The following is an 18,556-nucleotide window of genomic DNA, read 5'->3' as shown; positions in this document are numbered from 1 at the left end:
CGTCTGGGCGTGCACCTCGAAGCGGCCCGCCATCGCCCGCATTTCGTGCGGGTCAGTCATAAAACGTGTTGCCATGTTGCTTTCTCCTTTTCCTTCAAGCCTTCAATGTCGAAGTCTTAACAGTTCTAATTGATGCGGTGGTGGCCGCGTTATGGACAGATTACGGCCTACCGGTTAACTGATCGCCTCAAACGGGTGACATGTACCCCCTAATTTCCCGTACCGGTAATCCCGACATCAGACGACAACTTGCTTGGGCATAACGATCGGCTTGAAGCCGTACCGCGGTCCGGAGCCGTAGGCGCCGGCGCCCTTGGCCGCGGCGGCCATCCCCGGCATGCCGGGCATCGCGGTGACCGGCTCGGCCTCGGCCGCCGCCGTCCACCCCGAGCCCTCGAGGGGGGCGGTGGAGGAAGCCAACGACGCCGGGGCGGCCGCGTTCCAGCCGGCCGGCACCGACAGTCCGCCGACCGCGGAGGCCTCGCCCAGGGCGGCCGACGCTCCCGCGCCCGACACCGAGCCCACCATGGTGCCCTGCACCATCCCGCCGGCGAGCGGCGTGACGGAATCGGTGAGGGCGAATGGGATCGACGGCACGGAGCCGAGGGTGTGCCCCAGGGAGACCGCCGTCGGGATGGTGTTGCAGACCCACCATGCTGCGGTGTTGACGGCGCCGTTGATGCCGTTGAAGACCGACGGCGTACCGATGAAGTTGTCGATCGAGGACAGCAAGCCGTCGGTCGTGAAAGGCAAGGTGGGGGCGGCCAAGGCCGCCGCGTTGGCGGCGGGAGCGAGCGCCTGCACCGTGCCGCCGGTCGAGTCAGCGGCGAGGGCGGTGCTGTCCGCGGCCGCGGCGGCCGCAGGGTTGGTGGTCGAAGCCAGCGGAGTCACTGGAGTCAGCACCCCCGCCGCCGCGGAGGCAGCCTGGTAGGCGGCCATCATGGCGGCGTCCTGTGCCCACATCGCGGCGTACTGCGCTTCGGTCGCGGCGATCGCGGCCGAATTGACCCCAAGGAAGTTGGTCGCGACGAGTGTCGCCAGCAACGTCCGGTTGGCTGCGATCACCGGCGGGGGGACCGTCGCCGCAAACGCGGCCTCGTAAGCGGCCGCGGAAGCCGTGGCCTGCGCGCTGGCCTGCTCGAGCGTCGTTGCCGTCTCGGTCAGGTAGGCGATGATCGGCTGGGCCGCGGCGGCCGCCGCGGCGGATCCGCCGCCGGTCCAGTTTTCGGTGGTGAGCAACGAGACGATCGACTCCCACTGGGTTGCCGTGGCGCTCACCTCGGCGGCCAAATTGGCGTATGAGGCCGCGGCGGCCATCAGCGGTCCGGCACCGGCGCCGGCGTACATGAGAGAGGAGGTGATCTCCGGGGGAATTGCTGCAAAGTCAAGAACCATTTGTGTTTCCCGCTCCTTATGTTGTCTTTTGCAATTCGAGGACTTTGAGGGATTGGCGGAGGGCTAGACGGTCGCCGGTTTGGGCATGACGATCGGCTTGACGCCGTAGCGCGGCGCACCGAAGCCCGCGCTGTTTCGCGCAGCCGCGCCCATCCCCGGCATGCCCGGGATGATGGTCCCGGTGCCGGCCTGCGGCGCGGCGGCGGTCCAGCCCACCGTCTGCAGCGGTGCGGCGCTGGTGCCGGCCACCGGGGTGGCCGCGCCGGCCCAACTCGGCGGCACCGACAGGTTGTTGACCATGGTCGCGGACCCCACGGAGGCCACCGGCATGGCGCCCATGCCGGCCATGCCACCACCGGCCATGGGCGTCGTGACATCGGCAAGCCCCGCCGCGTCGGCGGCCGATCCGGCGGCGTCGGCCGCGGAGGTGTCCAGCAGTCCGCCACCGGCCAGACCCAGCAGGTCGGAACCGGCAGAGGCCCAGTTGCCGAAGCCGATGTTGCCGATGTTGGCTCCGTTGCCGGAGAGGCCGAAGATCCCGCCGAGCATGTTCGGGTTGGTGCCGTTGCCGGTGCTACCGAGGAGATATGCGAGCCAGTCGAGCGGGGTGTTCGACGGCGTCGCCGCGGCGGACGCGAGCGGAGAAGCGGCGCTCGACAGCGCGGCCTGGCTCGCGTTGACGGCCTCGGTGTCGCCGTAGCTGCCCGAGCTGATGCCCAGGGTCTGCGCGTAATTCTCCAGCAGCGTCTGCGCCTCGGTGGCGATCGCCTGGTACTGGGTGCCGTACGCCGAGAAGATCGCCGCCTGCTGGGCCGACACCGGGTCGGCGGCGGCCGGAGCGATCACCGTGGTCGCCGCCGCGGCGCCCGCGTTCTGCGCCGCCAGGTTGGTGTTTATCCCCGACAGCAGCTGCTCGGCAGCTAGCATCTCTTCTGTCTGTGTTGTCAGAAATGCCATTTATTGCTCCTAGTGTTCGGAACGAGTCGACCCCCATGCGGTGGATCGACCTGAGTGTTTACGTAACGGCCCCTGTGCGCTGGCGTAACACTAACGACCCCCGACTCCACGTTCCCGGCCGAAAGGGGCAGGGTTACAGCCGTTTACGGCTTCTTAACGATCAGGCCGGTAGTTTTAACATCGTCCTGCCGGACGACATAGCGGTGTCATCTGTTACCCGAAGGAAAGCCGTGGTTAAGGCTCGGGGGAGCGGATCTTAGCTGACACACTCTCGCAGCGCATCTTGCAAATTTCGGTTATTTCGAGCGAGACGCGATGTCCCGGATTCGGCGCCGGCGCGCTACATTCGCCGCCGAGCCCCCATAGCCCAATTGGCAGAGGCAGCGGACTTAAAATCCGCCCAGTGTCGGTTCGAGTCCGACTGGGGGCACCAGCGTCCGCGCAGGTCAGTGCATGCAGCGCGATAACGCGCGCGCGCCACCCTCAGCCTGTTTGCCCGGCCGCTGATCCGGCGATCGAATCGGGGTCATCCTCTATTCGAGGTAGAGCCTTTATGCCCTGTCTGGCGGGCGGGCTCGGGGCGAAGGATCACCGTTCACAGGACTTAGGAGGTCGACGGTGATCAAGCAAGCCATCGTGGGCGCCGCGGTGGTGCTCATCGTCGCCGGCTGCTCACCCCAAAAACACGCCAGCGGTGGCGGCGCCACCACGACAACGTCTCACACCCAGGCCGTGCGCGGATGGGTCCAATTGACTCAGGACCACATGCAAGACCTGGGTATCGCCATGGGCAAGGCCACCTTCGCCATCGGTAGTAAGGACAACGCCGCTCTGGGGGCGGCCTGCCACGAGGGCCATGACGCGGCGAGCTTCCTGCAGGCCCATCTGCCCTCCCCGGACAAAGAACTCACCGACGCGCTGCAAGCCAGCCTCGACGACTTCGACGCCGCCTCCCACTTCTGCGTCGCCGCGGTCGAGGACAACGATCCGAACGAGGCCCGCCACGCGGGCGAGTTCATGAACTCTGCCGAGGCGCACCTCACGACCGCCACCGCCATCCGCGATCGCATCGTCAACGGACCCGGATAGGTCCATTTTCAGCGCGGTTCCTCGAGAACGCCGGAAAGCGACGAATGGTCCGATGCCGGAGGACCTTGGCCCCTACTCCATTGCAGGGGAGGGGCCGACAGTGAGATCACACGCGTCGTCGCAACCGAGAGAGGACAAGGACATGAATCGCGAAGTGAGCAAATTCTTCTGCGGAGCGTTCGCCGGAATCGCCTATGCGCACGCGGGTTACGCCGTCGCCGCATCCACCGGCATCATCGACGAGCCCATCTTCCTCGGCAGGAAGTGGGGCGTCGGATACATGTGGACGGAGGCCGTTGTCTATACCGCGATCAGCGCCGCCCTTGGTTACGCCGGCTGGCGTACGCAACCCGTCAACTTGCGTGAGGTAAGCGCCCCGGAGACAAGCGGGCAGACCGGGCAGGGTGTGGGCGAGGCGAAGGTACCCCTGTCGACGTCGAATTGATCGTTCTCGACGGGATGCCGCCACAGAAGGAGACCGCAGCCGGTATGAACGTTCGTCTCGGGAAGTGGTCGGCCAGTTGTGCTGTCCTGCTGTTCGCCGCCGTGCCGTTCTCCTCGGCGTCAGCATCAGCAGATCCAGTCGATGATGCGTTCATCGCGTCCCTGGTGAATTACGGGATCGAAGTTCGAGACAGCGACACCGCGATCGCGATGGCCCACCGGGTGTGCACGGGATTCGACAACAACGCGAATGCGAGCGTTCTGGCGCTGAAGGTCAAGCACGACACCGATCTCACGATGAAGGAATCCAGCTACTTCGTCGGCCTGTCCGTGTCGGCCTACTGTCCGCAGTACCGGGGGCAGATCGACAGTTCGCTGATCTGGCTGGTTCCGGGCCCCCCGCTGATGTGAACGCCGAGGCACGCCGTCAGCAAGCCGAACGACGCGAGGCACAGTAAGTTGGTCGCGACCGCCACCGCGAAGGAGCCGCGCCGAAGTGACCGACGATCCGCGGGGTGACGGTGTCTCCCGTCAATACGATCGGTGGGAGTATCCGCCCCCGGTAACCGATCTCGCGGCGTGGACCAAAAATCACTGGGATTGGTTCGATCCCTTTTGGGCGCACCGCGTCCTGTGGCCCAACCGGGAGTACAAGCCGGACCTCGACATTCTCATCGCGGGTTGCGGCACCTTCCAGGCGGCCGTTTTCGCCTTCATGAACCGCGCCGCCAGGGTGGTCGCGATCGACGTCAGCCGGTCAGCGCTCAAGCACCAGCAGTATCTGAAGGACAAGCACGGCCTGGACAACCTGGAATTGCATCTGCTTCCCATCGAAGAGGTGTCGACGCTGTCCCGCGACTTCGACCTCATCGTGTCCACCGGCGTCTTGCACCACATGGCGGACCCACTGGCCGGGCTCAAAGCGCTTGGCGGCTGCCTGCGCTCTGACGGGGCACTCGGAGTCATGCTTTACGCGAAGTACGGCCGGATCGGGGTCGACATGCTCGAATCGGCGTTCCAGGACCTCGGGCTGAAGCAGGACGACGCATCGGTCCAGTTGGTCAAAGAGGCGATCGCGGTGCTACCCGCCGACCACCCGGTTCGCCCCTATCTGAACGGCGCCCGCGATCTGCTGTCCGACGGCGCGTTGGTCGACACCTTTTTGCACAGCCGCCAGCGCGCCTACACCGTTGCGGAATGCCTGGACTTGGTCGGCTCCGCCGGACTGGCGTTCCAGGGCTGGTTTCACAAAACGCCGTACTACCCGCACGACTTCGTCGCGCCGGCGAGTCAGTTCCAGGCCATGCTGAACCGACTGCCCGACATCAAACTCTGGTCCGTGATGGAACGCCTGCAGCCGGCGAATGCCACCCACTTCTTCATCGCCTGCCGCCCGGAACGTCCGAAAGAGCATTACGCAATCGATTTCTCGACGGACGGGGCGCTCGATTACGTTCCGCTACTGCGGACGGCCTGCCTGCTGTCCGGCGACGAGATCCACGTGCCCGGCACGAAGCTGAAGCTGAACCCGGCTCAAGTGCCGTTCGTTCAGCAGGTCGACGGCCGTCGCACGATCAGGGAGATTATCGATTCTGTGGCACAGCGCGGTGACGTCGGCCCGGAAAACGCCGGCCTGGTAAGGGAATTCGGACGCACGCTGTTCCAGTCGCTGTGGCGTCTCGACTTTCTGGCGATGGCGCTGAACACAAACGCATCCGGTTAGTCGTCGGCGTTTGCCGTCAGAAGACCCTGGCGTCACGGCTCACGTCATGACCCCGGACCAAATTTTGGGCCTGCCGCCGACGGTGCGGCGAACCGCCACTCATACACTGACCAATCGTGGGCATGCTGTCTGGTCTTGTGCCGTGGATCGCTTATTGGGTGCTCGTCGGTAACGTCCCGTTCCCTGCCGCGGCGTTGGCAGCGCTAGCGATCACGGCCGTCGCGGTGGTGGTCGGGAGCGTCGCCGGCAAGCCGGAGCGTACGCTCGAATTCGGTTCTGCCGCCGTGTTTGTGGTGCTCACCGGGCTGAGTTTCGCGCGGGACGAGTGGTTCGCCCAACGGTGGATGCTGCCACTCAGCGCCGCCGGGTTCCTCGTGGTGGCCCTGGTCGGAACGCTGACCGGCAAGCCGTTCGTGCGTGCGTTCGCAGCCGCGGAACAACCCGCCGACGTCGCCAAGACCGAGCTGTTCGGCCGGCTCGTCAGCGTCCTGAGCTGGGTCTGGGTGGGGACGGCGGCGGCCATGACGGTGTCGTCGGCGATCCCGCCGATGGTGCGGGATGACGCCACGATCCTGGACACCAAGACCCCGTTGTCGTACGTGTGTTACTGGCTCATTCCGTTCACGCTGTTGGGCCTGGCGGCGCTCGCGTCGCGGTTCCTGCCCGACCGGATGCTGGCCGGCATCGGCGACGTCCCCCGAGAAACCTCGTTCGTCGCGTACGACGAGGCCACCATCGACGAGCTGTACTTCCTCGCCCAGGAACACGCGAACCGGGAGGTCGGCCCCGGCAAGGAGGCCTACAACGTGAAGGTCGGCGGCATGGGCGTCCCGTTGACCGGGGATGAGTCCCGCAAGTCGTGGCCCTCGACCTACAAGGTGCGCGACAAACGGCGCTGAACGCGCGACCGGTGTTCCGATACGTTGGTTTCCGTACCGGCCGCGTGGGCCGCCGGGTCCGGTTGTGCGGCCACCACGGAGCCCCAAAGGAGTTGCGATGAACGCGCTCAGTCCAGACGCCATCCGGGCGGAAACGATCACCATCACCGGCCACGGCGGTGACGAGATCGAGGCGTACCGGGCCACGCCGCTCGCCGAGGGGTCCCGCGGTGGAGTCGTGTGGATCCATCACATGCCCGGCTACGACCGCGAAACCAAGGAGTTCGTCCGGAGGCTGGCCGTCAGCGGTTATCACACCGTGGCCCCGAACCTCTATTCACGCGAGGCCCCCGGTGCGTCACCCGACGACGCGGCGGCGGCGGCGCGGGCGGCGGGCGGCGTGCCCGACGAGCGACTGGTCGGCGATGTGGCGGGTGCGGTGGAGCACCTGCGTTCCTTGCCTGGGGCTAACGGGAAGTTCGGCGTCATCGGGCATTGCTCGGGCGGGCGGCACGCGTACCTGGCGGCGTGTTCACTGCCCTTCGACGCCGTGGTGGACTGCTACGGCGCGTTCATCGTCGAGGATCCGCCGGAGGGCATGCCCATGGTTATGAAGCCGATCCTGCAGCTGGCGCCGAACCTGAGCTGCCCGCTACTCGGCCTGTTCGGGCTCGACGACCGCTTCCCGGCTCCACCCGCGGTTGCCGCACTGGACGAGGAGCTGACCAGGCTGAACAAACCGCACGAGTTCCACTCCTACGAGGGCGCGGGACACTCGTTCTTCTCGGTCGATCGGCCCGCCTACCGACCGGAGGCGGCCGTGGACGGCTGGCGGCGCATCGACGAGTTTTTCGCCACCCAGCTGAAAGGTTAGGTCTCGCCTGCCATGTGTACTTATCTCACCGAACACATCGGAATCGACGGCAGCGGCAAGGGCGCCACCGGATGGTTTGGCGCCAGCCGCGCGACGGTCTACGTCGATCACCCGGTCCACGCGCCCTACGGCCACACCGTCAACATCGACGTGATCAACCCCGAACTCGGGCCGTCGGCGCGGGTGGCGCTGGAACTCACCGAGGAGAGCGCGCTGGCGCTGGCCGACGCTATCCGCAAGGCGATCGCCCACGCGCCGGCCGGGCTCGCGTCTAAGGACCAGATGTGACCGCCGACCGGGACTATCCGCAGATGGCCGCTGAGCGCGGCCGGGTCGAGCCCGCGCCGCGCCGCGTGCGTGGCTACCTCGGGGACGCGCTGGTCTTCGACACCACGGCGGCCCTGTATGTGTGGGAGGTCCCGTACTACCCGCAGTACTACATCCCGCTGGCCGATGTCCGTGCGGAGTTCCTGCGCGACGAAAACCATTCGCAGAAGGTTCAATTCGGGCCGTCGCGGCTGCACTCCCTAGTGGGTGCCGGCGAGATCCACCCGTCCGCCGCGCGCGTGTTCGACGCCGACGGTGGCGGACCGGTGGCTGGGACGGTGCGATTCGAATGGAATCCGTTGCGCTGGTTCGAGGAAGACGAACCGATCTACGGCCACCCACGCAATCCGTATTCGCGGGTTGACGCGCTGCGCTCACACCGGCATGTTCGGGTGGAGCTGGACGGAATAATGCTGGCCAACACCAGTTCTCCGGTCCTGCTATTCGAAACAGGTTTGCCCACAAGGTATTACATCGACCCAACGGATGTCGACTTCAAGCATCTGGAACCCAGCTCCACCCAGACGCTGTGTCCGTACAAGGGGGTGACGTCGGGTTACTGGTCGGTGCGGTTGGGCCGCCCTGATGGTGATGTCCTGCATCCGGACCTGGCCTGGACGTACCACTACCCACTGCCCGCGGTCGCCCAGATCGCCGGTCTGGTGGCGTTTTACAACGAAAAGCTGGACATCTTCGTCGACGGCGACGCGCTGCCCCGGCCGCGCACCCAGTTCAGTTAGCCGACGCGGTGTGATCTTTCCCTCTTCGCGCCTGCACCCTGAGAGTTTCTTAACCTGGACAACTCCACCGCGCTGACCGGTGACGTTAGCGGCGAATGCGAAATCCGCCGGAAGCGCGTTTGCATCGGTTTCGCTACGGGTAAGCGACTGCGATACAGCGTAATTGAAAGCCTGAGCAGAACCTGAGTGCGCGGGGTGACGTAGCTAACGTCGGGGGATTTAAAGGGATTTGACGCGATTTTTGGCCGGTAGACTCGCCAAACCAGTCGCGTCGGCGCCTTTTGGTGCTGAGATCTTTCTGGATCTGTAGGCGAATTGTCGCGCAAGTCCCGGCGACGCCGCCTCCGCGCCGACAACATAGCAAAGGCGGTGCAGCGTGAGCGGTATAAACGACCGCAAGGCCTTCCAGGACGATCGAGACGAGCGGTTGTTCGGATTCGACGACGCCCCGGTGGTTCAGATCCCGGTGCGAAACGGTCCCATCAGCGACATCGGCGTCAGTCCCGACGGCACTCGGCTGGTGGTGGCGAATCACGGCCGCGACACGGTCTCGATCCTCGACGCCGATGCGCGTCGGGTGGTGCAGACAATCACGGGCATCGACGAACCGTTCGCGATCGCCGTGAGCGGCGGGGCCTCCCCGCGCGCCTACATCAGCACCGCGTCGTCCTCATATGACTCCATCGACGTCGTCGACCTCGCCACGAACGCGCGGATCGCGACCCATCCGCTGGCCGACCGCGTGAGCGATCTGACCGTCAGCGCCGACGGGAGGTTCGTCTACGCCAGCCGCAACGGCGCCCGCGGCGCCGACGTCGCGGTCATGGACACCACCACGGATGACTTCGAAGTGATCGGACTCGACGCGACACCCGGCACCACCGCGGATTGCGTGCGCATCAGCACCGACGGGCGCCACCTCTACGCCGCCACCAACGGGCCGTCCGGCGGCGAACTCGTCGTCATCGAGACCGGGGCGCAGTCCGACGGCCGGGCCGGCGCCGAATCCCGCGTCGTCGGCGCCTACGAGCTGGGTTTGCCGATTCGCGACGTCGCGCTGAGCAACGACGGCGCCACGGCCTTTGTGGCCAGTTGCGGCCCCGTCGTCGGTGCGGTGCTCGACGTGATCGACACCCGGGCCCGCAAGATCACCGGAACCCGCAAGCTCAGCGAGCTCGCCGGCCCGCTCACCCGTTTGGCGCTCAGCCGCGACGGCCGCCGCGCCTACTTGGTCAGCGACGACCGCGTTGCCGTGGTCTGCACGCGAACCCACGACGTCATCGCCGACATCGGGGCGGTGAACCACTCATCCTGCGTGGTCGAGAGCCCCGACGGCAGGTACCTCTACATCGCCGGCCATTCCGGTGTGGTCACCGTCGTGCCGATCGCCGCGGGCGGGGGACCGGCTGAGGCGTCGACCACCCGGCTGCCCGCATTGGCTCAGCGGGAACCCGTACTCGCCTAGGGTGATTGCCTGACGCCGGCGCCGAACTCGGGCTTAGGGTGGAGGCTGCTGGCGGCTCATCGCCACCGGCCCGGGATGCGGTCACGCCGTTTCTCGAGGATTGACATCAGGCGACGCTGCGCCGGGATCCAAAGGCGGTACCTCAATGGACAGCACGATGCAGGACTTTCCGTTGACGATCACCGCGATCATGCGGCACGGCTGCGGTGTGCACGGGGAGCGCACGGTCACCACCGCCACCGATGACGGCTACCGGCAAATCAGCTACCGCGAACTGGGTCACGACGTCGCCCGGCTGGCCAACGGATTGCGCCGCCTCGGCATCAACGGGGACCAGCGGGTGGCGACGTTCATGTGGAACAACGCCGAACACCTGACCACCTATCTGGCGGTGCCGTCGATGGGCGCCGTGCTGCACACCCTCAACATCCGGCTGTTCGCCGAGCAGATCGCCTATGTCGCCAACGAGGCCGAAGACCAAGTGGTGCTGGTCGATATGTCGCTGGCCAAGCTGCTCGGTCCGGTGTTGGGCGACCTCAAGACCGTGCACACCGTGATCGCGGTGGGGGAGGGTGACACCGCCGCGTTCGAGGGGTCGGGCAAGACCGTGCTGCGATATGCCGACGTGCTCGCCGGCGAGTCGACCGAGTTCGACTGGCCGCGGATCGACGAGAAGTCCGCGGCCGCGATGTGCTACACCAGCGGCACCACCGGCAACCCGAAAGGTGTTGTCTACAGCCACCGTTCGAGCTACCTGCACACCATGGCCGCCTGCACCACCAACGGCATCGGCGTGGGTTCCGTCGACAGCGTGCTGCCGATCGTGCCGATGTTCCACGCCAACGCGTGGGGCCTGCCCTACGCCGCCCTGATGGCCGGTGCCGACCTCGTCTTGCCCGACCGCCATCTCGACGCGCGCTCGCTGATCCGCCTGGTGGAGGACCGGCGACCGACCGTGGCGGGAGCGGTGCCCACCATCTGGAACGACGTCCTGCACCGCCTGGAGGAAGAACCGGGCCACGACATGTCGTCGCTGCGGCTGGTGGTCTGCGGGGGCTCGGCCGTTCCGGTGTCGCTGATGCGCACCTTCGAGGAAAACCACGGCGTTGAGATCCGGCAACTGTGGGGCATGACGGAAACCTCCCCGATGGCCACCATGGCGTGGCCCCCGCCGGGAACCCCGGAGGACCAGCACTGGGCGTTCCGCGCCACCCAGGGCCAACCGGTCTGCGGCGTGGAGATGCGGATCGTCGACGACGAAGGTCAGGTGCTGCCCAACGACGGTGAGGCCGTGGGCGAGGTGGAAGTCCGCGGCCCATGGATCGCCGGCTCGTACTACCTGACGGCCGACGACTCGAAATTCGACTCCGGCTGGCTGCGCACCGGCGACGTCGGACGGCTCGACGAGCGGGGTTTCGTCACCCTGACCGACCGGGCCAAGGACGTCATCAAGTCCGGCGGCGAGTGGATCTCGTCGGTCGAGTTGGAGAACAGCTTGATCGGGCATCCGCATGTGGTAGAGGCCGCGGTGGTCGGCGTGCCCGACGAGCGGTGGCAGGAGCGGCCGCTGGCCGTCGTGGTGGCCAAGGAAGGCACCACAGTCAGCGCCGAGGACCTACGAAAGTTCCTCGCGGAGAAGGTGGTTCGCTGGTGGCTGCCCGAGCGGTGGGCGTTCGTCGAGGAGATCCCGCGCACCAGCGTCGGCAAGTACGACAAGAAGGCCATCCGGGCACGCTACGCCGAGCATGGCTACTGGGTGGTCGAGGCCCGCGACTGAGCGCGCGTCTCCGCGAATAACCCAGGGCAGGAAGGAACCCCATGTCCCAGCCGCTTGTCGTCGAACAATCGCACGTGGTGCCCGTCGCGCCCGACGCGGCGTTTCACGGCACGCTGCCCATCCCGCTGCCCGAGATCTTCGGCCGCCGGTACGGGCCGATACCGCCGATCAAGGAGGTGCGGGACCAGACCGGCGCCTGGGACGCAGCGGGTCAGAGCCGCACCATCATCCTCGCCGGCGGCGGCAGGGCGCGCGAAGACCTGACCAGTGTCGACCCGCCACGATCGTTCGGCTACCGGCTCACCCAGATCCACGGTCCAATGGCGCTGCTGGTCGGCTCGGTCACCGGTGAGTGGATCTTTACCCCGGCCGATGGCGGCACCGAGATCACCTGGCGCTGGGCCATTTACCCGAAATCCGTCCTGTCCGCACCGGGCCTGCCGCTCTTCGGGATGCTGTGGAAGCGCTACGCGAGCCAAGTGCTGGGCGACCTCGCCGGCGCGTTGACTCACTGAAACTGGGTACCGTCGAGGCCATGTGTCGACTATTCGGGCTGCACGCCGGGACTGACGTTTGCACCGCGACGTTTTGGTTGTTGGACGCTCCCGACAGCCTCGCCGATCAGAGCAGAAGGAACCCGGACGGCACGGGTCTGGGGGTGTTCGACGAGCGTGGCCGGCCGCAGCTGGACAAGCAACCCATGGCGGCCTGGGAGGATGCCGCCTTCGCCACCGAAGCCCACGAGTTGACCGGCACCACCTTCATCGCGCACGTGCGTTACGCCACGACCGGTGCGCTCGACGTTCGCAACACCCACCCGTTCCTGCAGGACGGCAGGATCTTTGCGCACAACGGCGTGCTGGAGGGGCTGGACGTTCTCGGCGAACGGCTGCGCGAAGTCGGCACCGGCGACCTGGTCCTGGGCGACACCGATTCCGAGCGGGTGTTCGCGTTGATCACCGCCTCGATCCGGGCGCTGAACGGTGACGTGACCGCGGGCCTGACCGATGCCATGACATGGCTCGCCGCCAACGTGCCGATCTATGCGGTCAACGTGCTACTGAGCACGGCGACCGACATGTGGGCGCTGCGGTATCCCGAAACCCATGAACTGTACGTCTTGGATCGGTCCGACGATGCCCCCGCCCGGGGCCCGGAATTCGACTTGCGCACCAAGCGAATTCACGCCCGGTCGGAACATCTGTGCACGCGCCCGTCGGTGGTGTTCGCCACCGAACGCATGGACGACGACCCCCGCTGGCGGCTGCTCGAGCCGGGTGAGCTGGTCCACGTCGACGCCGCGCTGCAAGTCGACCGCGGTCTGATACTGCCCGACCCGCCCGCCCACCTGCTGCGCCGGGAGGAGCTGAGCGCGCGGGTGCAGGAATCGCAACACGCGTTACCGAGTGGCCGCCGCTAGCCCAATGTCGTCCTGGCAGAGTGGGTGGGCGTGACAACCAGACGAGCGCTTGTGCTGGCGGGTGGAGGAATAGCGGGAATAGCGTGGGAGACAGGAGTTTTGCGCGGCATCGCCGACGTGTCGCCGGCAGCGGCCGGGCTGTTGCTGGGTTCGGACGTGCTGGTGGGGACCTCGGCGGGCTCCGTGGTGGCCGCGCAGATCGGCAGCGGCAGCACGCTTGACGTGCTGTTCGACCGGCAGATCGCCGAATCATCGGCCGAGATCGATTCCGGGGTCGACGTGGAGGAGATCACCGAGATGTTCCTGGCTGCGTTGGCGGAGCCCTGTGCGGACCCGTCGAACAAGACCCGGCAGCAGATGCAGCGGATCGGGGCTGTGGCGTTGTCGACGAAAACCGTTCCGCCGCCGGTGCGCCTCAAGGTGATCGCCCAGCGCCTGCCGTCGCACCACTGGCCCGATCGGGCGCTGCGGATCACCGCGATCGACGTGGACACCGGCGAATTGGTGGTTTTCGATCGCGAATCCGGCGTCGACCTCGTCGACGCGGTGGCGGCCAGCTGCGCGGTCCCTGGGGCGTGGCCCCCCGTCGCGATCGCGGGCCGGCGCTACATGGACGGCGGGGTCGCCAGCTCGGTCAACCTCGGCGCGGCCGGTGACTGCGACACGGCGGTGGTGCTGGTGCCCTCGGGCGTGGACGCGCCCTCGGCGTTCGGCGACGGGCCGGCCGCGGAGATCTCCGCCTTCACGGGCGCGACGTTCACGGTGTTCGCGGACGCCGACTCGCTGGCGGCCTTCGGGCCCAACCCGTTGGACCCGGCCTGTCGCGTCGCGTCGGCACTGGCCGGACGCGAGCAGGGCCGCCGCGAAGCCCGAGGCGTCGCGCGCTTCCTGGGCGTCTGATCGGGCCGGGACGGTAACGCGCAGTACGGGTTTCAGCTTTCGGGCGGCGGTGGCGTGTTTCTTTCGTTCTCGAAGGCGTCCAGGGCCTCGTCCGCCAGCGCACGGCCGACGGCGATCACCTCGGCCGCCCGGTGGAACTCCAGTCCCCGGCAGACCGAGCGCGGGACCTCGATCAACAGGTCGGGCGGGTAGACCGCCAGCGTATGGCGCGCCAGCGCCGCCTGGGCGATGTCGATCGTCCGGTTCATCACCTCGAAGCTGCCCAGCTTCGGGATCTCGGGTGCGGCGTCGGCCAGTACGTCGGCCGCGTCATCCCCGGCAGCGGGCTCCGCGACGTCCGCACCGTCCGACCAGCTGTCCGCTTCCGCGGGGGAAGCGCCGAATCTGCCCAGGACGGCGCGCGCGGTCGGGCGATCGAGCAGCGACCGGGCCGCGGAGGTGTCGAGCAGCGCGGAGGTGCTGCGCACCATGCGGTTCAACCATTCGGCGGTCACCCCGGCCTCGCCCTCGCGGTTGGCGATCGCCTCGCTGCCGGACAGGCTCACCGCGATGGTCACGTCTGCGTTGATTGCCGACAGCGGGGCCATCGGCAGCGGGTCCAGGATGCCCCCGTCGGCCAACAGCCGCCCGTCGACCTCGTGTGGCGCGATCACGCCCGGTATGGCGATGGAGGCACGGATCGCCGCGTCGATCGGACCGCGCTGGAACCACACCGACTTGCCGGTCAACAAGTCCGTTGCCACCGCGGTGAAGGGGATGGGCAGCTGCTCGATGTCGAGGGGGCCGAGGATGTCGCGCACCGCGTCCAGGATTTTCTCGGCCCGCATCACCCCGGCCGCGCTGATCGAGAAGTCCAGCAGGCGCAGAATGGTGCGCTGCGTCAGGGACTTCGCCCAGTCGGCGAACTCGTCGCGACGACCGGCCGCCTCCAAACCGCCGACCAGCGCGCCCATCGACGAGCCCGCGATCCCCACGATCTCGTAGTCACGGGCGCGCAGCGCGTCGATCACCCCGATGTGGGCGTAGCCGCGGGCCCCGCCGCTGCCCAGCGCCAACGCGACGCGCGTCGGTGACGATCGGCGCGCGATGACTCCGCCAGGTCCGTCCGGCATCTCTTCATTTTGCGCGGCGGAGCGGTATTGCACCGGCCGGGTTGGCACTTTCTCTACCCGTGAGTTCAATCGCGCAGCAGTTCGAAAGCGCTAGCCGCATTCGTCGCCGGCGGCGGCGCGCGCGGCGGTGATCACGGCCGCCTGCCGGGCCGGCGTCAGATCCGCCCAGCGGGCATTCCAGCTGCCCGCGGTGCCCGACGGGGCGGCCTGGACCATCGCCAGATAGGGCTCGAGCAGCGGCTGACCGGTCTTGGGCTGGGCGTCCATCCACAGTTTTGCGGCGTGACAGGCCTGGTAATACTCTTCCTCGGTCGAATTCGCGGGCACGTCGACCCTGGTCGTCACGCCCGCCGGCGACATACCGATGGCGCCCGGCGGCGCCGCAGCGGGGCGGCCCGGTAGGTCCGCCGGCCGCGCAGATGAGGACGCGGGCTTACCGCTCGGGGCGTCAGGCGAGCATCCCGTAGCCGCCAATAATCCGGCCGCCACGAGGAGCGTGCCCCACAGTCGGGGCCGTTGACCGCACCAGCGCACCCTCTCAATCTATGCAACACTGGCGGCCGTGATGGAGCGCTTCGGATTTTGCGAGTGTTGTCGGCCGTAACACGCCGCCGCCTGTCCGATCCTTCTTTGTGGAGCTCCACCATGTCTTTGCCTCTTGCCGCTCCGGCTGCGTTGCGCCCGCGCACCGTTTCGTCCCCATCGTCGGGACCGACCCGCCTGCGGGTTCCCGACCTCCTGCAAGCCACCGACCAGGCCGCCGACGACGTGCTGAGCGGACGCTGCGACCACCTGCTGCCGCCGGGCGGAATACCCGAGTCGCGCCGCTGGTTCACCCGCATCCACGGTGACGAGGAGCTGGACGTCTGGCTAATCAGCTGGGTTCCCGGTCATCACACCGAACTGCACGACCACGGTGGGTCCCTGGGCGCGCTGACGGTCCTGTCCGGGTCGCTCAACGAATTTCGTTGGGACGGCCGGGCCCTGCGGCGTCGCCGGCTCGACGCGGGCGATCAGGCCGGGTTTCCGCTGGGCTGGGTGCATGACGTGGTGTGGGCGCCGCGACCCGTGACGGTGCCGGTCTCGGGCCTGTCGGGCACCGTCCGAGAGCCGGTGACGCCTTCGCTCAGCGTGCACGCTTACTCGCCGCCGCTGACCGCGATGTCCTACTACGAGGTCACCGGCCGAAATCGGTTGCGCCGCCAGCGCACCGAACTGACCGACCAACCGGAAGGACCGTGATGAGCCGCATCGATGTCGTGTTGAGATCCGCCCGGCGCCGCTACCGTCGCCTTCCCGCCGCCGAGGTGCCCGATGCGCTGCGGCGCGGGGCGGTGCTCGTCGACATCCGGCCGCAGGCGCAGCGCTTCCGCGAGGGTGCGATCCCCGGCGCGCTGGTGATCGAACGCAACGTGTTGGAGTGGCGCTGCGATCCGACCAGCGAGGCCAAGCTGCCCGAGGCCGTCGGCGACGACGTCGAATGGGTGATCGTGTGCTCGGAGGGCTACACCTCCAGCCTCGCGGCCGCCGCGCTGCTGGACATCGGCCTGCATCGCGCCACCGACGTCATCGGCGGCTATCACGCGCTCGCGGGTGCCGGTGTGCTGGAACAACTTTCCGGCGCCGGCTCGCACGACGCCGGCCCGGGAGTGCTCGCCAGCTCCGGCAACCCCGGTCGCCGCTGGCTCTAGCTACCCGGTGGAGGAGGCATCCGAATGAAGCAGTGGCCGTAGCTTGTTGGTCTTTTCCGGCGTCCAACCCGGCGGTGACAGCACGGCGGCCCAGCCGTCGGCCGCGTCGGCGACGTAGTGGTGGCCATGGCCCTCGGGGACGTCGACCGCGACGGCCATGTCCGCCGTGACCTGCAGGAACGTCACCACCGGGATCCAGCGGGTCTCGGGCAGCACGTCGTAACCCCGCCGCTCCCGCAGCCAGTCCGGTTTGCTGAACAGCAGGTCGGGGGACCACCAGGCGATCGGATCCGAGGCGTGTTGCAGATAGACCACCCGGGGGTGGTCCCATGCGGAATTCGGGCGCCCCAAATCGTTTGGGCGAGCGACAAACCGGACGTTTTTGCCGTCGTTGTAGATGGGCAACCACTCCGGGGAACCGGCGTCCCGCGTCGACGTCAGGTCGGTCCAGATGGTGTTCTGGAATGTAGGTCCGCTGAACAAGGCGCCGTCGGTGCGGGCGAGGACGTTGTTCAGGCTCATGAACGGCGCCTCGCCGCCGAACGATCCCAGACTCTCGCCGAACACGACGAGCTTGGGGCGTTGCGCTTCGGGCATCTGGCGGATCAACCGGTCGACGGCCTCGAACAGTGCCTGCCCGGCGTGGCGGGCGTTCTCCTTGTCCACCAAAAACGACAGCCAGCTCGGTAGGAACGAGTACTGCATGCTGACGATCGCGGTGTTGCCGTTGTACATGTACTCGAGCGCGTCGGCTTCCGCCTCGTTGATCCAGCCGGTGCCGGTGGTGGTCGCGACGGCGACGACGGCGCGTTGCAGCCCGCCGGTGCGCTGCAGCTCGCGCGCCGCCAGCTCGGCGGTCGCCGTGATGCCGTCCGCGGAGTTCAGCCCGGCATAGGCCCGGATCGGCTCGGTTGCCGGAGCGCCGTTAAAGGCGGCCAGCTGGTCAACCCTCGGGCCGGCTTCCACGAAGATGCGACCTTGGTGCCCAAGGGATTCCCACGACACCAGTGACTCGGGACCGCCGGACCGCAACGGCGTCTTCGGCGGCGCAGTGTCAGGATTCATCTCGTTGTTCGCCGAGGCGAAGGTGTTGTTCATGGTCCGCATCGCGGACTTGAGCACGACACCGTTGAGCAAGGTGATGGTGAGCACCAACAGCAGCGCCACCACGATGGTCGCCGACAACCGAAACGGCGCGATGCGGTCGACCTGGCCGACCAGGAACCTGACCAGCCAACGGATGAACTGACCGATTTCGACGAGGGTGAACAGCACCACCAGCGAAAGGCCCGCGGCCACCGGGTAGTCGTACCACTTCAGGTGCTGTACGCCCATGAGGTCGCGCACGTTGTCCTGCCACACGTGGAACCAGATGGCCATCAGCACCATGCCGAGCGCACCGATCGGAATCAGCACCTTCCACGCCCAGCGCGGCGGCGGTGGACTGTGATCCTTGGCGCGCATGTAGCGGACCAGCCACACGGCGAAGACGCCCAGCCCGTAGCCGATGGCGCCGGAGATGCCGCTGACCAGCCCCTGAAACAACGCACCGCGCGGCAGCAGGGACGGCGTCATGGAGAACCAGATGAAGATGAGGCCCACCGTGGTGCCGGTGAAGGTGTAATGCCTTACCCACCAAGGCTTTTTGGGTGACCGCGGCTCGCGAGTCTGCGGCCGGGTATCCGGACGCGCGCCTTCCTCGGTGACGACCGTCGCGTTGCCGCCGGCTTCGGTGTTCGTCGCTGTGCCCGGCTCGGTCATCGC

Annotated in this window: 20 protein-coding genes, 1 tRNA gene and 1 pseudogene; 16 read left to right on the top strand and 6 right to left on the bottom strand. The window is 67.4% G+C overall.

From position 1 onward, the window contains the following. The 3 genes and pseudogenes from A5773_RS25820 to A5773_RS24895 all read right to left on the bottom strand — a co-directional run. Positions 1-75, bottom strand: a pseudogene (locus A5773_RS25820) (WXG100 family type VII secretion target); the annotation flags it as partial. Positions 76-237: 162 nt separating this feature from the next. Further along, complete coding sequence (locus tag A5773_RS24900) at positions 238-1,395, bottom strand: PPE family protein (protein WP_066948252.1); 1,158 nt, start codon at positions 1,393-1,395, stop codon at positions 238-240. 63 nt (positions 1,396-1,458) lie between these two features. Next, positions 1,459-2,352, bottom strand: coding sequence for a PE domain-containing protein (locus A5773_RS24895; RefSeq protein ID WP_066948249.1), 894 nt, complete (start codon positions 2,350-2,352; stop codon positions 1,459-1,461). Positions 2,353-2,708: 356 nt separating this feature from the next. Here A5773_RS24895 and A5773_RS24890 point away from each other — a divergent pair. The 14 genes from A5773_RS24890 to A5773_RS24825 all read left to right on the top strand — a co-directional run bounded on the left by A5773_RS24890 (position 2,709) and on the right by A5773_RS24825 (position 13,989). Further along, positions 2,709-2,785: transfer RNA gene (locus A5773_RS24890), tRNA-Leu, on the top strand. A 185-nt stretch (positions 2,786-2,970) separates the two neighbouring features. Next, a complete protein-coding gene (locus A5773_RS24885) occupies positions 2,971-3,441 on the top strand; it encodes a hypothetical protein (RefSeq protein WP_066948246.1) in 471 nt (156 codons plus the stop codon). 142 nt (positions 3,442-3,583) lie between these two features. Further along, a complete protein-coding gene (locus tag A5773_RS24880; RefSeq protein ID WP_066948243.1) occupies positions 3,584-3,886 on the top strand; it encodes a hypothetical protein in 303 nt (100 codons plus the stop codon). Positions 3,887-3,930: 44 nt separating this feature from the next. Continuing rightward, on the top strand, positions 3,931-4,296 hold the full coding sequence (locus tag A5773_RS24875; protein WP_066948289.1) for a DUF732 domain-containing protein: 366 nt from the start codon (positions 3,931-3,933) through the stop codon (positions 4,294-4,296). An 85-nt stretch (positions 4,297-4,381) separates the two neighbouring features. Next, positions 4,382-5,608, top strand: a complete 1,227-nt coding sequence (locus A5773_RS24870; protein ID WP_066948240.1) for a methyltransferase — start codon at positions 4,382-4,384, stop codon at positions 5,606-5,608. A 116-nt stretch (positions 5,609-5,724) separates the two neighbouring features. Next, a complete protein-coding gene (locus A5773_RS24865; protein ID WP_066948237.1) occupies positions 5,725-6,507 on the top strand; it encodes a hypothetical protein in 783 nt (260 codons plus the stop codon). A gap of 97 nt (positions 6,508-6,604) precedes the next feature. Further along, the gene (locus A5773_RS24860; RefSeq protein WP_067261271.1) at positions 6,605-7,360 is read left to right on the top strand and encodes a dienelactone hydrolase family protein; all 756 of its coding nucleotides are present in this window, start codon (positions 6,605-6,607) and stop codon (positions 7,358-7,360) included. A 12-nt stretch (positions 7,361-7,372) separates the two neighbouring features. Further along, the gene (locus tag A5773_RS24855) at positions 7,373-7,648 is read left to right on the top strand and encodes a DUF6295 family protein (protein WP_066948231.1); all 276 of its coding nucleotides are present in this window, start codon (positions 7,373-7,375) and stop codon (positions 7,646-7,648) included. Between the two features lie 23 nt (positions 7,649-7,671). Then, positions 7,672-8,427, top strand: coding sequence for a DUF427 domain-containing protein (locus tag A5773_RS24850; RefSeq protein ID WP_082948392.1), 756 nt, complete (start codon positions 7,672-7,674; stop codon positions 8,425-8,427). A 376-nt stretch (positions 8,428-8,803) separates the two neighbouring features. Then, on the top strand, positions 8,804-9,892 hold the full coding sequence (locus A5773_RS24845) for a YncE family protein (RefSeq protein ID WP_067261264.1): 1,089 nt from the start codon (positions 8,804-8,806) through the stop codon (positions 9,890-9,892). Between the two features lie 145 nt (positions 9,893-10,037). Continuing rightward, the gene (locus tag A5773_RS24840) at positions 10,038-11,669 is read left to right on the top strand and encodes a long-chain fatty acid--CoA ligase (protein ID WP_067261262.1); all 1,632 of its coding nucleotides are present in this window, start codon (positions 10,038-10,040) and stop codon (positions 11,667-11,669) included. A gap of 41 nt (positions 11,670-11,710) precedes the next feature. Next, entirely contained in the window at positions 11,711-12,184 is a 474-nt protein-coding gene (locus A5773_RS24835; RefSeq protein ID WP_067261260.1) for an SRPBCC family protein, read from the top strand. A gap of 20 nt (positions 12,185-12,204) precedes the next feature. After that, positions 12,205-13,089 (top strand): class II glutamine amidotransferase, encoded by an 885-nt coding sequence (locus A5773_RS24830; RefSeq protein ID WP_066948215.1) that lies wholly within the window; start codon positions 12,205-12,207, stop codon positions 13,087-13,089. A gap of 30 nt (positions 13,090-13,119) precedes the next feature. Continuing rightward, complete coding sequence (locus tag A5773_RS24825; RefSeq protein WP_067261279.1) at positions 13,120-13,989, top strand: patatin-like phospholipase family protein; 870 nt, start codon at positions 13,120-13,122, stop codon at positions 13,987-13,989. A gap of 32 nt (positions 13,990-14,021) precedes the next feature. On the opposite strand, the gene A5773_RS24820 is transcribed toward A5773_RS24825, so the two are convergent. Both A5773_RS24820 and A5773_RS24815 read right to left on the bottom strand, forming a co-directional pair. Beyond that, positions 14,022-15,101: a patatin-like phospholipase family protein gene (locus tag A5773_RS24820; RefSeq protein WP_066948283.1), complete on the bottom strand. Its 1,080-nt coding sequence runs from the start codon at positions 15,099-15,101 to the stop codon at positions 14,022-14,024. Between the two features lie 90 nt (positions 15,102-15,191). After that, entirely contained in the window at positions 15,192-15,635 is a 444-nt protein-coding gene (locus A5773_RS24815; protein WP_066948212.1) for a lipoprotein LpqV, read from the bottom strand. Positions 15,636-15,746: 111 nt separating this feature from the next. Here A5773_RS24815 and A5773_RS24810 point away from each other — a divergent pair, with 111 nt between their 5' ends. Both A5773_RS24810 and A5773_RS24805 read left to right on the top strand, forming a co-directional pair. After that, a complete protein-coding gene (locus A5773_RS24810; protein ID WP_066948209.1) occupies positions 15,747-16,343 on the top strand; it encodes a cysteine dioxygenase in 597 nt (198 codons plus the stop codon). After that, complete coding sequence (locus A5773_RS24805; protein WP_066948205.1) at positions 16,343-16,792, top strand: rhodanese-like domain-containing protein; 450 nt, start codon at positions 16,343-16,345, stop codon at positions 16,790-16,792. The genes A5773_RS24810 and A5773_RS24805 overlap by 1 nt, the downstream gene beginning before the upstream one ends. On the opposite strand, the gene A5773_RS24800 is transcribed toward A5773_RS24805, so the two are convergent. Continuing rightward, positions 16,793-18,553 carry an alpha/beta-hydrolase family protein gene (locus A5773_RS24800; protein WP_066948201.1) on the bottom strand — a complete coding sequence of 587 codons (1,761 nt, stop codon included), beginning with the start codon at positions 18,551-18,553 and terminating at the stop codon, positions 16,793-16,795. Positions 18,554-18,556 lie beyond the last annotated feature (3 nt).

The organism is Mycobacterium sp. 852014-52450_SCH5900713 (assembly GCF_001667075.1).
GTDB lineage: Bacteria > Actinomycetota > Actinomycetes > Mycobacteriales > Mycobacteriaceae > Mycobacterium.
This window is presented reverse-complemented; position numbering and strand designations above follow the sequence as displayed.